The sequence below is a fragment of the Methylomonas sp. 2BW1-5-20 genome (genome assembly GCF_052474515.1).
Genome location: NZ_CP184127.1, coordinates 4,460,559 through 4,483,636 on the forward strand (window position 1 = coordinate 4,460,559; position 23,078 = coordinate 4,483,636).

The window sequence follows — 23,078 nt, forward strand, 5'->3', positions numbered from 1 at the left end:
ATTCCTGTACTGAATGGCGGGTAAAAAAGTCTGCTATTTAATGTGCTTGATGACATTATTTATAAGATATATAAGTTCTAAGGAAGTGTTCCTGTTATGTGTGGTTATTGATATAACTCAGTCTGTGTGAGCCAGAAATACTCACACGTCCGCGAATTAAATGATTACATTCACGGACGATTGGTGGGTGATGGCTATTTAATAAGCCCGATATCTGCAGGAATACCCTTAATGCCTAATTGATTTATTGGGGAGTTAGCGCAAGTCAATTTGACTTTACTGCCGGTGATACTAATGCAAGGGTCGGCATTGATGCTGGTGGTCTCGATTCCCTGGTTAACCCAGTCGCTCCAAAGAGCGCCGCCTTTTGTAGCTGTTGTGTCCGGGATTCTATAGTCGGTCCTTATGGCACTACTTGCATGCCAGACTATGTTATTGCCGACAAGGTTACTTTCCTTAGGTAATTGATAACGTAGGGAGTAACCCAAATATGCTGTAGAGATAATCACGTTCCTTTGAATGGTGTTCCCTTCCGGCCAAGTATCATGACTCATCGGTTTTGCAAGTGCCGGGTACTTTGATTGCCACAACGAGTTGGTAATCGGCATGGTCGTTAGTGATGCTCGATTCCAGTCCCAATTGTAATATGGGCTATACATCGCTACCCACAATGCTTTTTTATTGGTTTTAATGATGTTGTTTTCAATCCGGGTATCTCGGCCATTGCCCAATTGAATGGAATTGGTTCCTGCATTTACTAATATATTCCCAATAACGTTAGTGCCGCTGATTCCATCATCTAAATAAATTCCACGTGCGCCTTCATATGTATACTGAATAAGGTTTTTAGATATGTCGACTTGAGCTAATCCGTAACCATACATATCATGTATATAGTTATATTGAATAACATTGCCGCGATACGTCCAATCCCGGCCGGAATAGATCGCTCCACAATCATTACTGTTTTGGCAAACAGAATATATTTCATTTTTTTCAAATATATGGTCGTTACCGTTAAACCTAATGCCTCCGCCTTGTCCTAAGGCAATTAAATTATGGAGGACATTGATAGCGACACCATCTAAATCGACAGCTGGTGCCATTAATAAATTGGTGTCATAGTCGTAAATAGTATTGTTGTATATAGAATTTCCAGATGCTTGTAAGGTTGGTCTATTACCACCGGATAAATAGATTCCTCCTTGTCCGCTATCATGAAGTTTGCTGTTTGAAATACTAGTGTTTGTGTTATTTCTTGCGTATATCGCTTGTCCACCAACATTGTTAATCTCTAAGTTATCCAATGAGATTGCGTCGGATTTAGATATAGTAATTGCGTGGCCGGAGCTGTGCCGGAAAGTTAGATTACTAATTTCTATGTGGCTGGCTGAGTCTAACTTAATTAAGTTTTGGACCGTCGATATGACAATGCTCTTAGGAATAGTGTCGTAGGGTGGGATAAATAAGAGTTGACTATTTGTTTGGTCATAAAACCATTCTCCTTGACTGTTGAGTGCAGATTGGATATTTTGCAGGTAAAAACGTCTGCCGTCTGCTATGGCGGTAGCCGTTGGATTAGCTAAACTGATTTGATTGTTGGTTTGATCCAGTAACGATATACCAATATATTGGTCTAAGTAATCATTTCCTGGAAATATATGCACTTGTGCATCACTCAAGTCGCCGGTGAGTGTAGGCATTTTTTCATATACACTGAATTTTATTTTGGGCGTAAGTTCAGTCCTTATATGAGCCCAATCGTAGTCTGGCCATCTGGCGGGGTGTAGGCGATAATCATTTAGAAATACTTCAAATGCTGGTGCGTTGCCTTTTACGCGTTCATCCGTTTCGCCTTTAATGGCCGTCGCCAATGTTGGGTCAAGTGGGCAACTTAAAATTTGTTCTGGATTAGCTGCGTCATAGGCTTGGCAACCCGCTAGTTGCACACCGCCGGTAATTAAAGTTGTACCTTTCTCGCCTTGCCAGAGAATTTCTTTACCAGATTCGCCGGAATCGCTGTCGTTAAATTCTAAAGCCGCTTTTAATTGATAAGTTCCTTTCCCGACGTGTACGGTAATCGGCTGGGTGAATTTACCAGCGGTTTTTAAATCCCGGATGAATTGCTGCGCTTTGGCTAGGCTTTTAAACGGCCCGGTTTTGGCGGCAGCATTAATGGTGGCGGATGAGCCATCCAATTTGGTATCACTACCAGTAGGGGAAACGTAAATGTCTAGCGCCATTGCCGTGGAGCAAAAAAAGAATGACGCGAGGAATAAAGTTAATTTGTGTGCCATGAGTACCACCAGTTAAAAAATCGTCTCAGGATGCTAAAGCAAACCTCTAAATTGACCTATTGCCCATAAGGTCTAGGCATCATCTACCAGAGCCAATTCGTAGGGACAAATATCTTGGGGAGTAAGACTACCTGTCCATGGCTGTGACGATATAGCGAAATTGTGACAAAAATAAGTCTGCTACGAGTCATCCTTGGTAATCCCGTAGCCAACTACATCATGATGTTAGCATGACTCTAGAATAATCACTTGCAAAAATTTGTAATTAATGAAAGCGGTTGATGATATGCGCACAGCTTGGGTGTTATCGAAATGGTTGGTTATGGCTCATTCCGGTTAGCTTATGGCAACCGCGCAAAATTAATGGAATTTCCTGCTCGCTCCGTGCCTAAGGGCATAAAGGACAATGTTGGAATTTGGAGATTAAATCGGTTGCTTACATTCTCGTGCTTGCTCTGTCTTTGAGGTGGGGAGAATTGTTAGAGGTCGTTTTATGCTCACCAACTCACCTATCGCTGGTTTGCAGGGTTGCCGGGGCTAACCCGGATTGCCCATAAGCTGCGTCGCTGATGAAATTATTGGCTTTTCCGGTGCCTATGTTGGTGCCAAAGAACCTTGGGAATGCATATAGAAAACTTAGTGCTGCATAGCTCTGAGTTTCGAACGCGCGTTAAAGGCATCTGTATGTGCCTTCTTGGGTTTCGGGTACGCGTTCGTGGTTGTGGGATGCGTGTCCGCGGCCCTGGGGTATGCGTTCCGGGTGTCCGGATATGCCTTCCAGGGTTTTGAGTATGCGCTCGCGGTCTCGGGTAGTGCCCCCAAGACTTTCGGAAAGGCGTGCGCGACAATTAGCCGCACAACATAAGGCTTGTGATGGGCTAAATTATTTCAGTAGAATCATTTAATCCGTTAGTGCTGATTTGGATGGCTCTGGCGGCACTGCAGTATCTATTTGTCCGGCCGGCAAGCGGTTGGGCGTTGCGATTAATTCCCATAGGAGTGTTAAACATGGCTAAATCCGACTATTTTCCTCGTCCCGATAGCGAGTTATTGGTCTGGCATGATCGTTTCAAAGTCAATTTAGCTGCTCGGCAAGCGGAGCTTAATTTAACGGCCGAAGATATTGCCACCGTCGATCACGACAATCTGGAGCTGCATGCCAAGATCACCGAAGCGAATGCAGCGGCTGCTGCGGCTAAACATGCCACGGCGGATAAAGCCGCCAGTCGAGCCAGTATCGAAAATAAGGTGCGGGCTTTAGTGCGGCGCATAAAGGCGCATCCCACTTATTCAGAGGCCTTGGGTAATTTGCTCGGTATAGTGGGTGCGGAAAATACAACCGATCTCTCATCGGCCAAGCCGGTGCTTAATGGCGTGGATCATACCGGTGGGGTGGTCGTGCTGTCCTTTATTAAATCCAAGAGCGACGGTATCAACATCTATTGCCAGCGCGAGGGTGAGCCGGACTTTGTCTTTCTGGCCCGCGACACGGCACCACGTTATGTCGACAATCGCCCGTTGTTGGTGCCGGGTAAACCGGAGTTGCGGCGCTATACGGCCGTTTATGTGGTCAAAGACATTGAAACGGGTTTGTATAGCGACGAATTGGTGGTTAATTGCGCGCCTTGATTCCAAGACGTATAGTAAGGTGTCTAATTATATTTTTTGGTTTGGAATATGAGAAATATTTGCCGGTAATCTGTTAAATGGGGTAAGTGTCAATTGACACTCGGCAAAAATATAGAGATGCTACAGCCATGACACATTCAAATATCCTTGCTTATATCGATATCCTCAAAGTCTTCCGGAGCAGGGAATATAACCATTTAAAACAGTGAATATTTTCGGGATACAGTTCCCTATCCTCAATTACGAAGACACTTTAAATTTATTTCAAAGCTGGATCGATGGCAGGCAAGCCCATCAAGTTTGGATTGCCAACGTGCATACGACAGTGGCCTGTCTCACGGATCACGAATTGCGCGACATTTCCAACAGGTCTTTATTTACCATGGATGGCTTGCCCTTGGTTTGGTACGCCAAGCTGGTGCATCAGGCCGAGATTAAAACCCGTGTGTGCGGTCCGGATTTGATGCTGAAATGCTTGGATTATGGGCAGCAGCAGGGCTGGCGGCATTTTTTCTTGGGAGGAAAAGACGATGTGTTGACGGATTTGGTTGCCAACACCCGCAACCGTTATCCGCAAGCGAATTTGGTCGGTTGGCATTCGCCGCCGTTTCGGCCCCTGTCCGAGCAAGAAGATTAGCAGCTGGTGGATTTAATCAATGATGCCCAGCCGGATTTTTTGTGGGTGGGATTGGGTGCGCCTAAGCAGGAAAAATGGATAGCCTCTCATCTTGAGAGGGTGCATGTGCCAGTGCAATTGGGCGTTGGCGCGGCGTTTGATTTTCACTCAGGCCATATCAAGCGCGCACCGTTATGGATGCAAAAAAGCGGATTGGAATGGTGTTATCGGATGTTGAAAGATCGGCGCCTGATTAAGCGATATTTTTCCACCAACCCGATTTTTCTGCTGCGCTTTGCCAGGGATTTTTTGCTGGTTAGATTGTTGAAGCGCTCGGCAGCCGTTTCTTGAAAATGTTTTTTTGTATCGGTGGGGCGTAAAAGCCCAGTATATAGTTTTCCTTTCCTGCGAAGCTACAGGGAGGATTGGGGGGAATGCTGTTGATTCCTTCTCTATGCGTACACAAAGGGTTTAAAGGAGAGGGTTAGGAGGAGGGCAATCAAAAAGGTGTTTCCTTATTGGATTCTCCTCACCCCGGCCCTCTCCATCAGGAGAGGGGGCTTAATTTATTTGCGTTATGAACGATTGGAAATGGATTTCACGTCTCTTGTCGTTACGCCCTTATACAACTGGCGCGGGCGGCCTATTTTCAGCTCGGGATCGGAAATCATTTCGTCCCATTGAGCGATCCAACCCACCGAACGGGCCAAGGCAAAAATGGCGGTGAACATTTCGGTCGGGATGCCGAGCGCCCGCAACACGATGCCGGAATAAAAATCGACGTTGGGGTAGAGCTTTTTCTCGACGAAGTACGGGTCTTCCAGCGCAATCCGCTCCAGTTCCATCGCCAGTTTAAACAGGCGGTCGTTGTTCAGATTCAATTCGTCCAACACTTCGTGGCAGGTTTGCCGCATCAGTTTGGCGCGCGGATCGTAATTTTTGTAGACGCGGTGACCAAAGCCCATCAAGCGGAACGGATCGTTTTTGTCTTTGGCTCTGGCAACGTATTCGCCGATTTTCGACACGTCGCCGATTTCTTCCAGCATGTTCAGTACTGCTTCGTTGGCGCCGCCATGCGCTGCGCCCCACAGGCAGGCGATGCCGGCCGCTACGCAGGCATAGGGGTTGGCGCCGCTGGAGCCGGCCAGTCTTACGGTAGAAGTGGAAGCATTTTGTTCGTGGTCGGCGTGCAGGATCAGGATTCTATCCAGCGCTCTGACCAAAACCGGGTTGGCCAGATAATCTTCTCCGGGGTCGCCGTGCATCATGCGCATGAAGTTTTCCGCATAGCCCAGTTTACGCTTGGGATAGATAAAAGGCATGCCGATGCTGTATTTGTAGCACATCGCCACCATGGTCGGCATTTTTGCGATCAGGCGGATGGCCGAGATGTAACGGTCCTCCTTACAGGTGATGTCCATGACTTCGTGGTAGAACGCCGACAGGGCGCCGACGACCCCGACCAGAACCGCCATCGGATGCGCGTCGCGGCGGAATCCGCTGTAAAATTTAATCAGCTGTTCGTGTACCATGACATGCTGGCTGATAGTGGTGACGAAGCCTTTCATCTCCGAGCCGTTCGGCAGATCGCCGTTCAGCAACAAATAACAGACTTCCAGAAAATCGCATTTTTCCGCCAGTTGTTCGATGGGATAGCCCCGATACAACAGGATGCCGGCATCGCCGTCGATAAACGTGATTTTTGAAGTACAGCTGGCGGTGGAGGTAAAGCCGGGGTCGTAAGTAAAATGACCGGTCTGCGCATACAAAGACCGAATGTCGATGACGGACGGCCCCATGGTGCCGGGCGTGACCGGTAATTCGATAGTGCGGTCTGGGTCATCCTGTTTTAACGTCACTTTTTTATCAGTCATGTCAAATTCTCCGGAGAGCTAGCTGTTGAGAAGGGGATGGCCCCTATTCTATTGCAAATAGCGAATAAACACAGCTTAAGATAGGGATTGTTTACAATTTGGTTTCGATACAGGGGATTACAGTGATAGGACGCTCTAATAATTCCATTTCCCGCCGGGGATTGTCGTAAAAGTCGAAACACGATCCCCTCTCCCGCGAGGAGAGGGGGCTTTATGACGGTCTCTAGAGGAAGAAGGAATAGTAAGGGCCTTGCCCTTGTTCCTGTGTGCATGTCACTGCCATTATGTTAAGGAAAAAGCCCCTTCTCCCTTTGGGAGAAGGTTGGGATGAGGGGATCAAAATGAGATTTTTGCTTGTTTATCACCCTCCCCTAAGGAGGAGTATCCGCACTTAACTTAATGGCAGTGACGCGCCGTGTGGGAACGAGAAAAATTATTCCGTCTCCCTCCCAGGGCATAAAGGAGAAGGTTAGGATGAGGGTATGATAATCAATTCACCTAGCCCTCTTCCGCGAGGAGAGGGCGCTTTTCGCCCTCGTTGCCAAGCGGCTCAAGGGGGTGGGAAAAAGAACACCCTACAACTGGAGGATATTATGGGACGGTTTGTTTTATGGCTGGTGCTATTGCTGGGGCAGGCGTCGTTGCAGACGGCAAGGGCGTTGGATGTTCAAGAACTCCCTGAGCCGCTCAAGCCTTGGGTTAACTGGGTGTTGGCGGATGAAAGCCAGTACCGCTGTCCGTTTGTCTTCGACGACTTTCAACTAAAACGCTGTGCCTGGCCGGGCGTACTGCGCTTGAATTTACAAGCTAAACGCGGAAGCTTTGTCGCCGACTGGACCGTATACCGCAAGGATTGGATTATGTTGCCGGGCGACAACCAGCATTGGCCGCAAACCGTCACGGTCAACAAGCAAGCAATGCCGGTGGTGGAAAAAGACGGCAGACCGGCACTGCAACTGCCCGCCGGGCATTATCAAATTAGCGGCGAATTTCTCTGGGAGCGCTTGCCGGAACAATTGGCCTTGCCCGAGGCTAGCGGCCTGATTCAACTTAGCGTTGACGATAAGCCGGTCACTTATCCGCAAATCAAGCAGGGCGCACTTTGGTTGCACGCCGATAACGATGAGACGGCGGATAAGCAACAAGATAGGCTGGAGTTGCAGGTGTTCCGGCAAGTGTTGGACGAGGTGCCGCTGCAAGTCATCACGCGTCTGGATTTGGAAGTATCCGGCAAGACGCGGGAGATAGAGTTGCCGTATGCCTTGTTGCCTGACTTTATCCCGGTGACCCTCAACAGTCCTTTGCCGGCCCGCCTGGACGGCAACGGCCGCTTATTGGTGCAGGTGCGGCCGGGGCGCTGGAGTATCGATATTCACGGCCGCCATCCGCAAGCTTTAACGCAACTGGATTTGGCCGTCAAGGACGGAAATTGGCCGGCGGAAGAGCTGTGGGCATTTCAAGCGGTGCCGGCCTTACGCCTGGTGGAAATCGCCAATCTGACCGCAATAGACGGCAGTCAAACCAATCTGCCCGCGGAATGGCAGCATTTGCCGACATACCAATTAAAACAGGGTGAGAGTATGGCGTTTAAGGTAATACGCCGCGGCGATCCGGAGCCGCAGCCGAATCAGCTTAAACTGACGCGTACGCTGTGGCTGGATTTCGAGGGCGGCGGTTATACCGTCAGCGACAACATTACCGGCAGCATGAGCCGGGATTGGCGTTTGAATGCATTGCCCCAATTGAGTTTGGGGCAGGTTCAGCTGGACGGCCAGAGCCAGTTGATCACGCAATTGCCGGATCGCAGCCAGGGTGTCGAAGTGCGGCGCGGCGCGATTCAGCTGAATGCGGATAGCCGTATCGAAGCCGATTTGGGCAGACTCAGCGCCAGCGGTTGGCAACAGCGTTTTCAACAGGTGCAGGCCGAACTCAATATTCCGCCCGGTTGGCGTTTGCTGGCGGTCAGCGGAGTGGATAATGTGCCGGATAGCTGGTTAAGCAATTGGACCTTGCTGGACTTGTTTTTGGTACTGATCGCGGCGCTGGCTGTGGGGCGCTTGTGGTCGCCGCAGTGGGGGGTGTTTGCCCTGCTCAGCTTGACGCTGATTTGGCATGAAGCCGAGGCGCCGCGTTTGATTTGGTTGAATGTCCTGGCGGTATTGGCTTTACTGCAAGTATTGCCGGACAATCGATTTCGGCACTGGCTGAAATGGTATCGCAACGGCAGTTGGCTGGTGTTATTGATGTTGACGATCCCGTTCATGATAGATCAGATCCGTGTCGGTATTTATCCGCAATTGGAATTGCCGGCGCAACCTATTCAACGCCTGCATTCGGTAATGAGTGCGGCAGCGCCGATGGCGATGCAAGCGGAGCCGATGACGGATATGGCAGCGGAGCCCGAGCAGAGCGAGCGGGCCGAAACAAAACGCGAGTATTTGGCCAAGCCCAAGATGTCTTCGCTATACGGTGGCAGCGCTGCCGGCAGCCTGCAACGTATCGATCCGGACGCCAATCTGCAAACCGGCCCCGGCCTGCCCCATTGGGAGTGGCATAGCGTGCATTTGAGCTGGAATGGCGCGGTCGATAGCGCTCAGCAAATTGGTTTGTGGTATTTATCGCCGGGCGTCATGATGTTGCTGCATTTTCTCCAGGCCCTACTGGTGGCGGTATTGGTTTTGAAAATGCTTGGCGCCATCGCCGCCAACTGGCGCTTGTCCTTGCCGGGTTTAAGCTGTCTGTTGCTGCTACCGCTGTTGATTGCGCCGAGCAATAAGGCCTACGCCGATTTGCCCGATGCGCAAATGCTGGAGCAACTGAAAACCCGCTTGCTGCAAGCGCCACAGTGTCTCCCCAACTGCGCGCAGATCGCCGACATGCAATTATCGGTTAAGCCGGAGTCGCTGCGGATCGAACTGCAATTGCATGCGCAGCAGGATTTGGCGGTACCGCTGCCGGCTCAGCTTGAGCAATGGTTTCCGGAGCTGGTCAGCGTCGATGGCGGCGAGGCGCAAGCCTTGATCCGGCAGGATGACGGCAGCTTGTGGTTGGTGGTGACGCAAGGCGTACATAAGGTAGTGATGCAAGGCCGCTATGCTGCGTCGGATAAATTCAGTTTACCGTTGCCGTTGCCGCCGCAACACGCCAGTGTCAATGCCGACGGCTGGCGGGTGGATGGCTGGTACGAAGACGGCAAGGTCGGTCCGCAGCTGGAGTTCAGCCGTTTGCAACTCGATACCGGACCGAAAAACAAGTTGCAGCAAACCGCTTTGCCGGCCTTTGTGCGGGTGGAAAGAACCCTGCATTTGGGCCTGGACTGGCGGGTGACCACCCGAGTCGAGCAATTGGCCGGCGCGCTTAGCCCGGTGTTGCTGGAATTGCCTTTGTTGCCGGGTGAAGCCGTGACCAGCCCGCAAGTGCGGGTCAAGGACGGCAAAGTATTAGTGAACATGGCGGCCGGCCAACCGACTCTGGAATGGGAGTCGGCGCTGGCGAAAACCGAGCAATTGGTATTGCAGGCTGCCGATACGCCGCAATGGCACGAAGTTTGGCGGGCCGATGTCAGTCCGATTTGGCATTTGCAAGCCGACGGCATTGCGGTGGTGCAGCATCAGGATGGGCAGGGACAATGGCTGCCGGAGTGGCGGCCCTGGCCGGGCGAGCGGGTTAATCTCGCTATCAGTCGTCCGCAAGCAGTGGTCGGCGCCACCCTGACCATCGATAGCAGCGAAATGATGGTGAAACCCGGACAGCGTAGCGAAACGGTAGAGTTGAGCTTGAGTATCCGCAGTTCCAAAGGCGGACAACATGGCGTAAAACTGCCGGAGCAGGCCGAATTGCAAAGCGTGACGATAGACGGCATCAGCCAGCCGATTCGCCAACAAGGCGCAACGGTAAGCTTGCCGATACACCCCGGTGCCCAGCAAATCGTGTTGAATTGGCAAACAGCCAAAGAGCCGGGATTTCTGTTGAGGACGCCGGCTGTCGATTTGGGCGTGGTCAGCGTTAATAGCCGAATTCAATTGCTGATGCCGCAAGAGCGCTGGCTGCTGTGGACCTTGGGGCCAAAATTCGGACCGGCCACGCTGATTTGGGGTTTGCTGATCGTGCTGGCGCTATTGGCTTTCGGCTTGGGCCGAATCGACATCACGCCGTTACGGCAGTGGCAATGGTTCTTATTGTTGATCGGTTTGAGCCAGTTGCATATCGCCGCCGCGTTTTTGGTAGTCGGTTGGTTATTGGCACTGGGCTGGCATGCCGGCCATGCGCCGGCACGGCGGCGCTGGTTTAATCTGGCGCAAATCGGCTTGGCGGGTTTGACGCTGCTGTCCTTACTGCTAATCGGCATAGCGGTGGAGCAAGGTTTGCTGGGTGAGCCGGATATGCAGATTACAGGCAATCAATCCACGGCCACGATGTTGAATTGGTATCAGGACCGCAACGGCCCGCAACTGGCTACCGCCACGGTGCTGAGCTTGCCTTTGCCGGCATACCGGATTTCGATGCTGGCCTGGTCTTTATGGATGGCGGCCGCGCTTTTGAGCTGGCTGCGCTGGGGATGGGACTGCTTCTCCCGAAACGGGGTATGGAAAACGGCGGCGGTTGCACCGGTCAAGCCGGAATAGGCGGGGGGTAATGGGCTTAAGCTGAGATAGATAGTCCCTTCCTTTTAATTACGCTCAGGGCATAACGGAGAAGGTTAGGATGAAAGGGTATTTTCTTTTCGGATTCTCCTCACCCCCAACCCTCTCGGCAACTGCTCCCCGCGTTGCGGAGGAATCGTTATGCGTGATGCCGAATAATTTGTTATTGCGCTCAGCCCTTGTGTTTCTCCTCAACCATTTCGTCGATGTGTTGCATGACATCGGCGCTGGCTTCTTCCGCCAGTTGCATCTGCCGGATTATTTCGTCGAGCAAGGTCGGGTTTTCCGTCCATTGCCGGCGAGAAATTTCGTAGGCATATTGAGTGGTTTTGTGGACTTCCGCATGAGGATGGTTCAACTTGGCGTAGGCGGTGGTGGTCCTGAATTTTTCGTAACCCAGACCTTCGTAATACCACTTGCCCAAGCGGCAACTGTGGTTGTCCACCATGATGGCGTTGTGTTGCGGGCAGTCGCTGGTGGTTTCGATCGCGACATAGCCGTTTTGTTTGTAAACAATATGATCGAGTTTGGCGAGAACCCCGAATGATTTGTCTTTAGCGTAGGTGATGTAATCGACCGAGATTTTCGCGGATTGGGATAAATTGGAAAACTGCTGGCGAAACGAGTTAACTTGCTCCAGGATTTCTTCGGACAGTGTAGCCGAGTTATCCGCTTCGGTATGCATTTGCTCGACGCGCCTATTGAACGCTTTCAGCGTTTTCGATACTTCCAGCGCCGCATCCTTAGTGTGTTCGGAGAGATTTTTCACCTCGTCAGCCACGACCGCGAAGCCGCGCCCATGTTCGCCGGCTCTGGCGGCTTCGATCGAGGCGTTCAGTGCCAGCAGATTGGTTTGATCGGCAATGCCGGTAATCATCGACAAGGATTCGGTGATTTTTTTGCTGTCGTTGATTAAGGCGGCGATTACTTCAGACACGGAATGCACATTGGCGTTAATGTCGGAGAGGGAGTTGCTGATGATTTCTACTGTCGACAGGCTGGCTTCGGCATTCTGCCCGGTTTCAGTCGCGATATCCTCGACTTTCTGCATTTGCTCGGTAATGTTCAGCAAGTCGGCCTGATTGCCTTTCAGGTTATTAAGCAGGTTGGTAGTGTTGAGCGCGTGCAGGCCCGCCGATAAACGCCGCCTAATCATCAATTTGTCGTTTTCATCCATGTGCCTAATGGACGCGTTCATGTTTTTGGCCGATTGTTTTAACAAACCGGGAAAGCCGTCCACTAACGCATAACGTTCGTGATTGCCCTCGGAGGCGTGTTGAAAGCAGGTGTTAATTTCCTTGAAGTAAGACTCCATGATGTCCAGCATTTCATTTAACTCCCAGGCTACCTTGCCAATTTCACCCATTCCTCGAGTTTGGGTGATGCGGTGATAGAGCTCGCCGCGGTTAGTATTCTTTAACACGCATTCCACGCGTTCCAATACGTCTAGGGCTTGTTTGCCGGTTTGCCGGATATAGAATGCGACAATCGGCAAGGGGATTAGAAGGACCAATGCCAACCAATGCAGGTCTTTTTGCAGCAAGATGTAAGTAAAAATTGCGCACGATGAAATCAGAATCGCAGCAACCGCGTAATTCAGTTTGGTTTTTAGGAACGGAATATTGGCGTTCGAGTTCATGGCTTATACTCCGTTGGGTTTATAGAGACTCAAAACCAGACTATTGTAGCTTTTGGCGCCGGTCTGCTTGACCACGTCGAATAAATACTCCAGCGATTTATCTGGCGCATCCTTAATCGAGTGGCGTTTTTCTATGGCCAGCATTTCCCGATAAATCGGCGTTATCACTTCCAGTGCGGTGCGGGGAGGATTGCGGCGCACCGAATAGTAACCCTGCAGTTTGCCGTTTTTATCGTAGTCTGGCGTGATGTTGGCAAACACCCAATAAAAGCCGCCATCCGCGCAGAGGTTTTTGGCAAAGCCGAAAAATTCGTCGCCGGCTTTTAGGGTGTTCCACATAAATCTAAATACGCCGCGCGGCATTTCCGGGTGTCTGATGATATTGTGCTGTACGCCCAGCAGTTGATGTTCCGGGTAACCGGCAATTTCCATGAAGATCCGGTTGGCATAAGTGATTCGTCCTGACGTGTCCGTTTTTGAAACGATAAAGTCGTCGTCCGCAAGTTTCTTTTCATTATTATTCGGCGTGATAGTCGGCTTCATAATCCGCACCTTTAGTAGGGGTATTGGTTTGCTATTCTATGTTCTTTTCTGCGAAAGCTACATGGGGTTTCGTGAGCTTGGTCACAGCGTAAGGCAAAAGAAGGCTGTCGTTGCAGTCCTGGGTTAGGAATATTTCCTGATAACAAGATTAGCTCAATTGAGCAGATTAATCAGGAGACGTTTGATGGATGTGGCTTCGAATGGTTTGTCGAGTATTGCGGAAACTTCGGATTTTTCGATTGCGGCCAGCCGGCTCTGGTTTTGTTCGCTGGTGACCATCAGAATGGGAACCGAGCCGCGCTCAGGATGATTACGGATATGGTCGATCAATTGCAGGCCGTCCATCTCCGGCATGTTGTAGTCGGTAACGACCAGGTCGAAATACTGCTGATTGAATATATGCAAGCCCTGTTTGCCGTCGCGGGCGGTGACGATTTGATCGATACCGATGTTCTCGAAAACCTTGGTCAGATATTTCAGCGAAAATTCGCTGTCGTCCACCAATAGTACCCGCAGGTCTTCTATGTCCAGGTGCGTCAGGTTGAGCTTCTCCGGCCTGACATATTCCAGTGTGGAGTGTAAAGCCGTGCGTAAGGCCTGACCGGTAAACGGTTTGGGCAAGATCGCGATAGCGCCGGCCTGGCGGATAGGCTCCAGATATTTGATATTGGTTTCGCTGGAAATCAACAAAAACGCCATTTCATACGAAGCCTCGTCCCTACGCAAGGCATGCACCAGCTCGACGCCGGTCATGTCCGGCAAATACATCGCGCTGACAATTAAGTCCGGACGGGAATGCTGTAAGCGCTCGAACAACTCGGCGCCAGTATTCACGCAGGTAATATCGGTGATTTCACAGTCATGCAAAAAATGCGAAATAATTTGCTGTTGAGTGTGCGACGGCTCGACAAGAACAACCTGAAGGTTGGCAAGCTGATGATCAGTCATGGGCTAATGTTTTTTCATGCAGTATAGGGTTAAACCGATATGCGCTTGTTTGGCAAAGTGTTTCGCGGCAATGAAGTCCTCGCGAGTTAAGGGTAGTCCATGAACGGAATGGTCGCAATAAATAAGGCCTATCGTCTTATTCTCCGCATATACCGGGAAAACGAAGCACTCGTATTCGCCTATATATTGGCGGATTTGCGGGGAGTATAGGCCGTGATGTTGTTCCGGAAACAGCCAGACGCCGTCCAGCTGTTGTAAGGCGTGAAACAGCAAATTCGCGGAGGGTTCGGAGTTGTGAATCCGGATTTTTTGCTCGAGCGCCGCTTTCTGCCAGCCCAAGGAAAACTTTTCGTTCAGCGTCTGTTTGTCCGGGCTCAGCAACATGAACAGCGTTCTGTCCATTTCCACGCCGCGATGTATGCCTTCCAGTACCATCTCAAACAGGCCGTTCAGATCGATATGGCCGCTGATGTGGCTGCTGATGTCTTGCAGAATTTGAAATTGCAGCTGCTTTTTGTCGGTTTTTTCGTCCTCGGCGTCTTCGAACTTGGCGATGATGGCTTCGGTGCTGATAAATTTTGAGGCGTCGTTGGCGCCGAACTGGCGGGCGATATGCACTGCTTCGGCAGTGTTTTTGTCGATCTTAGCCTTCAGCGTTTCCGGGGACAATCCGGAGAAGGCGGCGATTTTTTGCAGGCAAGCCCGCATCGCGTCGGAGTCCCGGCCGGCTTTGAGCGCGGCGCAGATTTGATGGCCCAATTGCACCATTTGTATCCGCTTCTCGGCCGAATCCGGCTTGGCGATGGCGTCTTCTATCAAGCCGCTCAGACACCAGGATTTGCTGAGCTTTTTGCCGAGTTCCTGCAAGGTAAAACCGAGTATTTTTTTCTCGGCTTCGCGATTGTTCAGGCCGCTTTTTTCGATTTGTTCATGGACCTTGAGGGATTGCGGATTGCCGGAACACCAGAAAGCAATATGGCCGATGTTGTGCAGTAATGCGGCTACAAACACTTCCTCCGGCGAACTGTCGCCCATGGTTAATGCCAAATCCTTGGCCTGCACGGCGGCATGCAAAGCCAGGGCTATTTCCCGATTGGCTCTGTCCTTATTGGTTGAAGACAGAATCGCTTCGAAAAACGAACAAGTTAAGGTCAGTTCCCGAATCACTTCCGCGCCCAGCACGACAATGGCCCGCGACACGGTGCTCATTTTCTGTTTGGACGGATTGTAGTAAGGGCTGCTGCCCACCTTAAGCAGTTTGGCGGTGAGATTGGGGTCTTGCAAAATCACCGTTGCCAGCTCAATTGCCCCTTTGTGCCTGTCATCCAACGCCGCGTAAATGTTGTGCGCGGTGTTGGAGAAAATCGGCATTTCCTGTACGCGCAGCAGCTCCGTCCATTCGTCCAGAGTTTGCGGTGGCTTCTGCGCGGCAGCGGTTGGGGTCATTGAATTATAAGGCTTTGATTTTGGCGAATTGCTCGTTCAGGTTTTTTAAGGACGATTGCAAGCCCGCCAGTTTCTCGCGCTCTTTCTCGATGACTTCCGGTGGTGCTTTATCCACAAACGCGGCATTGCCGAGCTTACCTTCGATGCGCGGCAGTTCTTTTTCGATGCGCTGGATTTCTTTTTCCAGTCTAGCCAATTCGGCATCTTTGTCGATCAGGCCGGCCATCGGAATCAGGATTTTCATATTGCCGACCAGCGCTATTGCCGATTCCGGCGTGTTGTCGTCCGCCGCCAGCCAGGTGATGCTTTCCAGTCTGCCTAGTTTCAGTAGATAACTTTCGCCTTCTTTCAGGTAAGCCTGGTCCGCGGCACTGCCGTTTTGTAATAGTACGTTCAACGGCTTGCCGGGGGCTATATTCATCTCGCCGCGTATTCTGCGGATGCCGAGGATAAAGTCCATCGCCCATTGGACTTGAGTTTCGGCATCGGGGTTGATCGCCGCGCTGTCGCTTTCCGGATAAGGCTGCAACATGATGGTCGCAGCAGTTACGCCGGCCAGCGGACTAACCCGCTGCCAGATTTCTTCGGTAATGAAGGGCATTATCGGATGCGCCAAACGCAGCACGGTTTCCAGCGCGCGTAACAGAGTTTGGCGGGTGCCGCGTTGCAGGGTTTCGTCGTCGCTTTGCAGCGATATTTTCGCCAGTTCCAGATACCAGTCGCAGTATTCGTTCCAGGTAAATTCGTAGATCGCTTGCGCGGCCAAGTCGAAGCGGTAGCTTTTGATCGCGTCGTTGGTTGATGCAATGGTTTGGTTTAATCGCGACAAGATCCACAAGTCGGCCTGGCTGTAAGTGCACTCGGCGCAATCGATGCCGTTATCCTGATCCTCGGTGTTCATCAGCACGTAACGCGCCGCGTTCCACAATTTGTTGCAGAAATTGCGGTAGCCTTCGGTACGCTGCAAGTCAAAGCGAATGTCGCGGCCGGTCGATGCCAGCGAAGCAAAGGTAAAGCGCAAGGCGTCGGTGCCGAAGGATTGAATACCGTCCGGGAATTGCTTGCGGGTGGCTTGTTCGATTTTCTTGGCCAGATGCGGCTGCATCATGCCGGACACGCGTTTGGCTACCAAGTCTTCCAGAGCTATGCCGTCGATGATGTCGATTGGATCGAGCACGTTACCCTTGGACTTGGACATTTTTTGGCCTTCCGCGTCGCGGACCAGGCCGTGAATATACACTTCCTTGAACGGCACCTCGCCCTGGAATTTCAAGCCCATCATGATCATCCGCGCCACCCAGAAGAAAATGATGTCGAAGCCTGTGACCAATACGCTGGTCGGGTAATGTGCGGCCAATTCCGGAGTCTGTTCCGGCCAGCCTAAAGTCGAGAACGGCCATAAAGCCGACGAGAACCAGGTGTCCAGTACGTCTTCGTCCTGTTTCAGCGGGTAATCGGCGGCCAGGCCATGCGTGGTGCGGATTTTCGCTTCGGAATGGCCGACATAGGTATTGCCTTGATCGTCGTACCACGCCGGGATGCGGTGACCCCACCAGATTTGCCGGGAGATACACCAATCCTGGATGTTGCGCATCCACTCGAAATAGGTGTTTTTCCAGTTGTCGGGCACGAATTTGATCGCTCCGGTTTCCACCGCTTCGATGGCGGGTTTAGCCAGCGGCGCGATTTTGACGTACCACTGATTGGTCAAGAAAGGCTCGATCACCGCGCCGGTGCGGTCGCCGCGCGGTACCATCAATTTATGGTAGGCTATTTTTTCCAGCAGGCCTTGCGCGTCCAGATCGGCGACGATATGTTTGCGCGCTTCGAAGCGGTCCAGACCGATATAGGCTTCCGGGATTAGAGTATATTCGTCGTTGTTGCTACGTATCGCTGCATCGACGGTAAAGATATTGATCAAACCGCCATGCGGGAGATCGGCGATAGCCGAAACATGTTTATGCCGCGACCAGACTTCGTAGTCGTTGAAGTCGTGTGCAGGGGTGATTTTCACACAACCAGTACCGAACTCAGGATCGACGTATTCGTCGGCGATGATAGGAATACGGCGGCCAGTTAGCGGCAATTCGACGAATTCGCCGAGCAGATGTTTATAGCGTTCATCGTCGGGATGGATCGCCACCGCCGCGTCGCCGAGCAAGGTTTCCGGGCGGGTGGTTGCCACTAACAAATGGCCGGTGCCGTTGGTCAACGGATAACGCATGTACCACATCGAACCGTTTTCTTCCTCCGATAGCACTTCCAGGTCTGAAACGGCGGTGTGTAAAACAGGGTCCCAGTTCACCAGACGTTTGCCGCGATAGATCAGGCCTTCTTCATAGAGTTTGATGAATACTTCCTGTACCGCGTCCGACATGCCGTCGTCCATGGTGAAGCGTTCTTTTTCCCAATCCAGCGACGAACCCATGCGTCGCAATTGCCGGGTGATGGTGCCGCCGGACTCTTCCTTCCATTCCCAGACTTTCTCGATGAACGCCTCACGGCCCAAGTCATGGCGAGTTTTGCCGTCGGCGTTGATGATGCGCTCCACTACCATTTGCGTGGCGATACCGGCATGATCTGTGCCCGGTTGCCACAAGGTGTTGTAGCCCTTCATGCGGTGATACCGCGTCAGCGCATCCATGATAGTGTCCTGAAACGCATGCCCCATATGCAAACTGCCGGTGACATTCGGTGGCGGAATCATGATGCAATACGATTCGCTTCGCGCTTTAGCCAAGTCGCCCTCGCTTTTGGTGGCGAAATAACCGCTCTCTTCCCAAAGTTGATACCAGCGTTGTTCGATAGCGTGCGGGGAATAGGTTTTTTCCATGTTCTGTGTTGGATGGGCTTGGGTTGAAAACTAGGATGTTATTTTAACCGTAAATGAGCAAGGAGATAGAGTTAAAGCCACTACGGGTGAAGGGCCAGATTGTTGTCGATTTATTCTGTTTGACAGTGATCCGTCTGTCGGAGACGGGAAAGTTGCTTTGGTGCAGGAAAATTATTGTTAGACTAAGGCACGAACGTATATCCTCGTTTTCTGGATGATATACGGAAACTACTTAATTACTTGTTAGGCTTTTCATGACCATTCCAGATCCAGACGCGCATGCGATAGCTTCCTTTCGGAAGTTTTATACGCTGCTTCCAAGAGGGAATGATCTGTCTTTGTTGATCCTCAAGCTTCATTTGCTAGTCGAGGAGCAAGTCCGTGCCTTTGTGGATGAGCGACTTCAGAACAAGGAAGCTCTTGGTTTGGCAAAACTTGAGTGCCATCAAGCCATCTGTCTTGCAGAAGCCCTCTGCAGCGAAGGTCTGCATCCAAACGTATGGGAGGCAGCAAGAAAGCTCAATAGCCTGCGCAACCATATTGCACACAACCTTGAACTCAAGGGCGTTGTCGACCGCATGAACCACATCTCTCGCCTGATAGGCGTGCCAAAGAGCATGCTGAACATTGAGGGCAAGAGCGCAGAGGAAGCTGCTGTCGAAAATTTCAGTTTTGGGGTAAGCATGCTTTACAACGAGGTTTCACTTTACGTGAAGGCAAGCCAGGGGCTGTCCTCTCCATCGTGCCAGAGCAAAATGAAACCTAGTGGCCGAGAGGTTAGCCATTCAAGCATCTATCACCAGCCTAACCGTTCGTTCAACTCGGACGTCAATGCTCCGCATTGCCGCCGGTTAACTATGGCGTTAGGCATCAAAAATCAACCCCACTTTACGGAGCCCAGTAGGGTGGGCACATGCTTTTTGTGCCCACGCGGAATGATGGATTATACCGTTTACTCGTTCGGAAATGATGGCGTGATGATCAATGGTGGGCAAATTTTGCCCACCCTACGCCTATGATTTGGGACTCCGATTAGCTGAGGTAAGCGGAGAAATGAAATGTTTCAAATTCGTGCGATTGCGCTAGGCTAGCTACATTCACCGCCCCGCCGCATCGCCACCCAATCATGACTCTCCGCGATCTAACTCAACAATTCACGTCGGAAGGCCGAATTGAAGCCATCATCCTGCGTCCGGCACGTGGCGAGCTGGCGGTTGTGGCCGATGAAGCCCGCGCGGAGCCGGGGCGGGGATTGCTCGGTGACCGGCGAGCAACTGCTGCGCGTTCCGGCAGGCAATCGTCAAAACGCGAACTGACTTTATTTCAGGCCGAACATTTACCCCTTATTGCCAACTGGTGTGGGCTTGCGGAATTGGAACCGACTCGGCTGCGGCGCAACCTCGTGGTTTCGGGACTCAATCTTATCGGTATGCGCTCGCCGTTCCCGGACGCGATATTGGAATGGGCAGTGGGCGATGAGGTGATTATTCAAGTCACCGGGCCTTGCGATCCGTGCTCAAAAATGGCGGCCGAACTGGGTCTGGGAAGTTATAACGCGCTACGTGGTCATGGCGGAATGACGGCGCGGATTTTGTCTGGTGGCTTGATTCGTCTGGGTGATCGAGTGCGGCTGAATGCGATCCGACATGTGGAGTAATGTAGGCTGGGTCGAGCTGCGCGAAACCCAGCATTAAAGGCGTTCTTGCCGGGCATCGCTTCGCTCAACCAAGCCTGCAGCGGTCACGCCCTTTGCCGCTGCAACACCAACGCGGTTTTAGTGAAAATCTGCAATACCGGCCCCGCGCCGGCAATAGCAACCGCATCCACCAAACAATACCAGGCAGCGACGCCGCTCGGCGGGTTGCCTTGCGGCAGGTGCGAAGCCGGGTCAATCTCGGCCCAGGCCCAGGTGCCGGCGCTGGTGCCGACGATTTCCAGCCAGGAGGTGATGAAGAACGCGCCCAAGTAAACCATGGGTGAGCGGCCCTTGAACAAGTAGCCCAAAAACACCACAAACAGCACTGCGCCGATGATGTCCAAACGGCTATAACCGCTGAGCCCCCAAGCTACCCAGGTGCCGCAGGCTGCCACAACGAATATCGCAATACGGCGGGCGTGTTGCTGGAATAACCCGGAACGGCCCAGCGCCACGGCGGTGAGATACACCAGACCGTGACCGGCGGGCACATAGGCGGGTACGTTGCCGAAGCGGTAGATATAGCCTTTCATATACACGGACGCGAAATACTCGCCGATTACCGCAAACGTTACCGCAACGGCTACTTGGGTGCGCACATATTTGCATTCGCCGCGCAGCCAGGCAATCAAAAATAGCCAACCAAAAAACGCCAACACATATTGCATGAATTGCGGCGCGAAACCGTCCATCGTCAAGCAGATGGTGGTGGTGACAAAGGTAAACGCGGCAATCTGATAATCGCGCTTGCGGTGCTCGGCGACGGTATTGGCGGCGGGGAAGTGCGGTAAGAAAAAGAAACTCATGGCTTAGACAAAGGCGTAGGCAACGGCGATATAACGCAACACTTTACCTAAAAAAATCGCCAACAGCGAGGACAGCATGGAAAGGCGCAACCAACCGCCGGCAAAACACAGGCCGTCGCCAACCAGTGGCAGCCAGGAAAACAGCAGGGCCCAACTGCCCCAGCTACGCACGGTGTTTAAAGACTTTCGATGTTGCTTGGTCAGCATTTCGGCGGGATATTTTTTTGCAGTCCATAGGCCCAGCCACCAAGTCGTCATTGCGCCGAGCGTGTTCCCGATGCTGGCGATAGCCACCAACTGGCTGACCGAATGTTGTTGGCTATTAACCAGATAAGCCAGTACGGCTTCCGAACCGCCGGGGGCGATGGTGGATGAAATAAACGCGCTGATAAATAATCCCAGCGGGCCGAGCGATTCTAATTGCATTTGTTTAGCCCATAAAAAAGCCCCTGAAACAACTGTTTCAGGGGCTTTTTGCTTAGTTCTTATTTGTCCGGCAGGGCGATGACGTTTTTGCCGGATACTAGTTTGATCAGTTTGCCGATCAGTCGTACTACGTAGCCGACGCCTTCAGCTGCTTTTTCCAAAACAGTGGCGACTACTTCGCCGGCGCTCATGCCTTTAAAGCGTTTTGCCAACCAAGGCGCCGCAACAAAGCCGATAGCCAGACCGATAACAGTTGTGCCGGAAACGATGGAGTCATCCGGTGAGGGTGGCGTTATCGGTGCAGCCGCAACCGGAGCTGCGACAGGTGTGCTAGGTACCGGTGCATCCAGCTTAGGATCGTAAGGTTTGCCGCTGTAATCGTCCGGGAAAATGGCGGCGGTGACGCCGGGAATGCTGGGTAATTCCTCGCTGCCCTTGCCGACTTTAAGTTGGCCTTTCATGCCTTTTTCCATGTGCTGAGCGATGTCGCAATGCACCAAATAGGTTTTGTCGCCGGGCGGCAGGATCAGGGTGCCGGAGACTTTGCCCGGGCCGCTCACTTCCAAATGGAACATGCCTTTCGGATAAAGGTATTTGGGTAGACCATGCATCATCCATTGATGACGGATTTCATCGTCGTTGATGAAATGCACGGTAAGTTTGGTGCACGGTTCGAATTGATATTCCTGCTGATCGAACGCAAACATGGTGCCGGGAAATTTTTCGGAATATTTGTGTCCGGCGTGTACGGTAATTTCTTTGGTCGCGGCGATTTTGTCGCAGCCGCCTGGCAGGGTGTCGGTGTTTTGTCCCATGACCATGCCGCCATCCATATCCATCAAATGACCGTCGCCGTGGTTCATCATCTGCGTGTGATCCTGGAATTCTTTTGCGAAAACCGGAGTAACAGACAAGGCACAGACCAGTGTGGCAAGTGATACGAATTTGACCATTATTGCATTACCTCAAGGGGGCGTTGTGTATAGCTGGATTATGCCGCGATAGTTCTGATTGACAAGGCTGCCGAAAAGTACGTTATTCCGCCGCGCAGCATCGGCGGAATAACGAGTCTTAAGGCGTATTCGTTAAACTTCTTTGGCTTTACCGATCAGTTCGTCTACTTTGCGTTTAAAGCCGGCGTTAGACAAATACAGGATGTACAAACCCGCGAATATCACCAAGGCGTACAAGCCGTAGCTGCCTTTGCTGGTCGGTTGGCCGGCGCCGGCTTTGAAGCTCATGTGGGCGTCCAGTCTTTCGCCGTTATCTTGCAGCAGCGTGATGTGTATCAGGTGTTTGCCGGCTTCCGGCACGCCTTGCGGCAGGTTAAGAATCACGGTGCCGGATTTGTGTTTTTCCGCGGCTTGGAAGAATACGCGTTTGCCTTCGGGTTCTTTGGTGACTTCGAATTCGATGGCCATGCCGCGGTAGCGTTGGTCTTGATAGTCGAATACCAATTGGGTCAAGGTACCGGTATCGGGAATGTTGCCGCAAAACTCTTCAGCCGGATAGGCTGTAGGCTGATAGGCGGTGTAATGGATCCAGTGGTCTTTTTCCAGTTCGAACTTGCATTGGTCGGTGTCGGTACCCGCCGCGCCGCCGTGCGCCCAAAGCGCGGAAGAAAAAAGCAGGCCCAACAAGCCGATGAAACTATTTCTAAATATGCGAGAGCTTCTCATAAA

The 23,078-nt window shown here is 51.8% G+C and carries 15 protein-coding genes and 1 pseudogene; 5 read left to right on the plus strand and 11 right to left on the minus strand.

Going from position 1 to position 23,078, the window contains the following annotated elements; translation table 11 throughout:
- Nucleotides 1-194: 194 nt before the first annotated feature.
- The gene (locus tag ACH50O_RS20555) at nt 195-2,297 is read right to left on the minus strand and encodes a right-handed parallel beta-helix repeat-containing protein (protein ID WP_446809613.1); all 2,103 of its coding nucleotides are present in this window, start codon (nt 2,295-2,297) and stop codon (nt 195-197) included.
- Nucleotides 2,298-3,305: 1,008 nt separating this feature from the next.
- Between ACH50O_RS20555 and ACH50O_RS20560 the strand changes: the two genes are divergently transcribed.
- Both ACH50O_RS20560 and ACH50O_RS20565 read left to right on the plus strand, forming a co-directional pair.
- Nucleotides 3,306-3,926 (plus strand): hypothetical protein, encoded by a 621-nt coding sequence (locus tag ACH50O_RS20560; protein ID WP_446809614.1) that lies wholly within the window; start codon nt 3,306-3,308, stop codon nt 3,924-3,926.
- Nucleotides 3,927-4,308: 382 nt separating this feature from the next.
- Nucleotides 4,309-4,893 (plus strand): annotated as a pseudogene (locus tag ACH50O_RS20565) (WecB/TagA/CpsF family glycosyltransferase).
- A gap of 224 nt (nt 4,894-5,117) precedes the next feature.
- Here ACH50O_RS20565 and gltA read toward each other — a convergent pair.
- Nucleotides 5,118-6,416 (minus strand): citrate synthase, encoded by a 1,299-nt coding sequence (gene gltA / locus ACH50O_RS20570; RefSeq protein WP_446809615.1) that lies wholly within the window; start codon nt 6,414-6,416, stop codon nt 5,118-5,120.
- Nucleotides 6,417-7,009: 593 nt separating this feature from the next.
- On the opposite strand from gltA, the gene ACH50O_RS20575 reads away from it, so the two are divergent.
- Complete coding sequence (locus ACH50O_RS20575) at nt 7,010-11,041, plus strand: hypothetical protein (protein ID WP_446809616.1); 4,032 nt, start codon at nt 7,010-7,012, stop codon at nt 11,039-11,041.
- Nucleotides 11,042-11,231: 190 nt separating this feature from the next.
- Here the strand turns inward: ACH50O_RS20575 and ACH50O_RS20580 are convergent, their stop codons facing one another.
- The 5 genes from ACH50O_RS20580 to ACH50O_RS20600 all read right to left on the minus strand — a co-directional run bounded on the left by ACH50O_RS20580 (nt 11,232) and on the right by ACH50O_RS20600 (nt 18,468).
- Nucleotides 11,232-12,698: a methyl-accepting chemotaxis protein gene (locus ACH50O_RS20580; protein WP_446809617.1), complete on the minus strand. Its 1,467-nt coding sequence runs from the start codon at nt 12,696-12,698 to the stop codon at nt 11,232-11,234.
- A gap of 3 nt (nt 12,699-12,701) precedes the next feature.
- Nucleotides 12,702-13,241 (minus strand): PAS domain-containing protein, encoded by a 540-nt coding sequence (locus ACH50O_RS20585; RefSeq protein ID WP_446809618.1) that lies wholly within the window; start codon nt 13,239-13,241, stop codon nt 12,702-12,704.
- Between the two features lie 153 nt (nt 13,242-13,394).
- The gene (locus ACH50O_RS20590; RefSeq protein WP_446809619.1) at nt 13,395-14,189 is read right to left on the minus strand and encodes a response regulator; all 795 of its coding nucleotides are present in this window, start codon (nt 14,187-14,189) and stop codon (nt 13,395-13,397) included.
- 3 nt (nt 14,190-14,192) lie between these two features.
- The gene (locus ACH50O_RS20595) at nt 14,193-15,635 is read right to left on the minus strand and encodes an HDOD domain-containing protein (protein WP_446809620.1); all 1,443 of its coding nucleotides are present in this window, start codon (nt 15,633-15,635) and stop codon (nt 14,193-14,195) included.
- A 4-nt stretch (nt 15,636-15,639) separates the two neighbouring features.
- Complete coding sequence (locus ACH50O_RS20600) at nt 15,640-18,468, minus strand: valine--tRNA ligase (RefSeq protein WP_446809621.1); 2,829 nt, start codon at nt 18,466-18,468, stop codon at nt 15,640-15,642.
- Between the two features lie 254 nt (nt 18,469-18,722).
- On the opposite strand from ACH50O_RS20600, the gene ACH50O_RS20605 reads away from it, so the two are divergent.
- Nucleotides 18,723-19,487, plus strand: coding sequence for a hypothetical protein (locus ACH50O_RS20605; RefSeq protein ID WP_446809622.1), 765 nt, complete (start codon nt 18,723-18,725; stop codon nt 19,485-19,487).
- A 107-nt stretch (nt 19,488-19,594) separates the two neighbouring features.
- Nucleotides 19,595-20,125, plus strand: a complete 531-nt coding sequence (locus ACH50O_RS20610; protein WP_446809623.1) for an MOSC domain-containing protein — start codon at nt 19,595-19,597, stop codon at nt 20,123-20,125.
- A gap of 83 nt (nt 20,126-20,208) precedes the next feature.
- On the opposite strand, the gene ACH50O_RS20615 is transcribed toward ACH50O_RS20610, so the two are convergent.
- From ACH50O_RS20615 to ACH50O_RS20630, 4 genes are all read right to left on the minus strand, one after another.
- Entirely contained in the window at nt 20,209-20,970 is a 762-nt protein-coding gene (locus tag ACH50O_RS20615; RefSeq protein WP_446809624.1) for a hypothetical protein, read from the minus strand.
- Nucleotides 20,971-20,973: 3 nt separating this feature from the next.
- Nucleotides 20,974-21,396, minus strand: coding sequence for a YqaA family protein (locus ACH50O_RS20620; protein ID WP_446809625.1), 423 nt, complete (start codon nt 21,394-21,396; stop codon nt 20,974-20,976).
- A gap of 59 nt (nt 21,397-21,455) precedes the next feature.
- Complete coding sequence (locus tag ACH50O_RS20625) at nt 21,456-22,349, minus strand: copper oxidase (RefSeq protein WP_446809626.1); 894 nt, start codon at nt 22,347-22,349, stop codon at nt 21,456-21,458.
- A 132-nt stretch (nt 22,350-22,481) separates the two neighbouring features.
- The gene (locus ACH50O_RS20630) at nt 22,482-23,075 is read right to left on the minus strand and encodes a hypothetical protein (protein ID WP_446809627.1); all 594 of its coding nucleotides are present in this window, start codon (nt 23,073-23,075) and stop codon (nt 22,482-22,484) included.
- Nucleotides 23,076-23,078 lie beyond the last annotated feature (3 nt).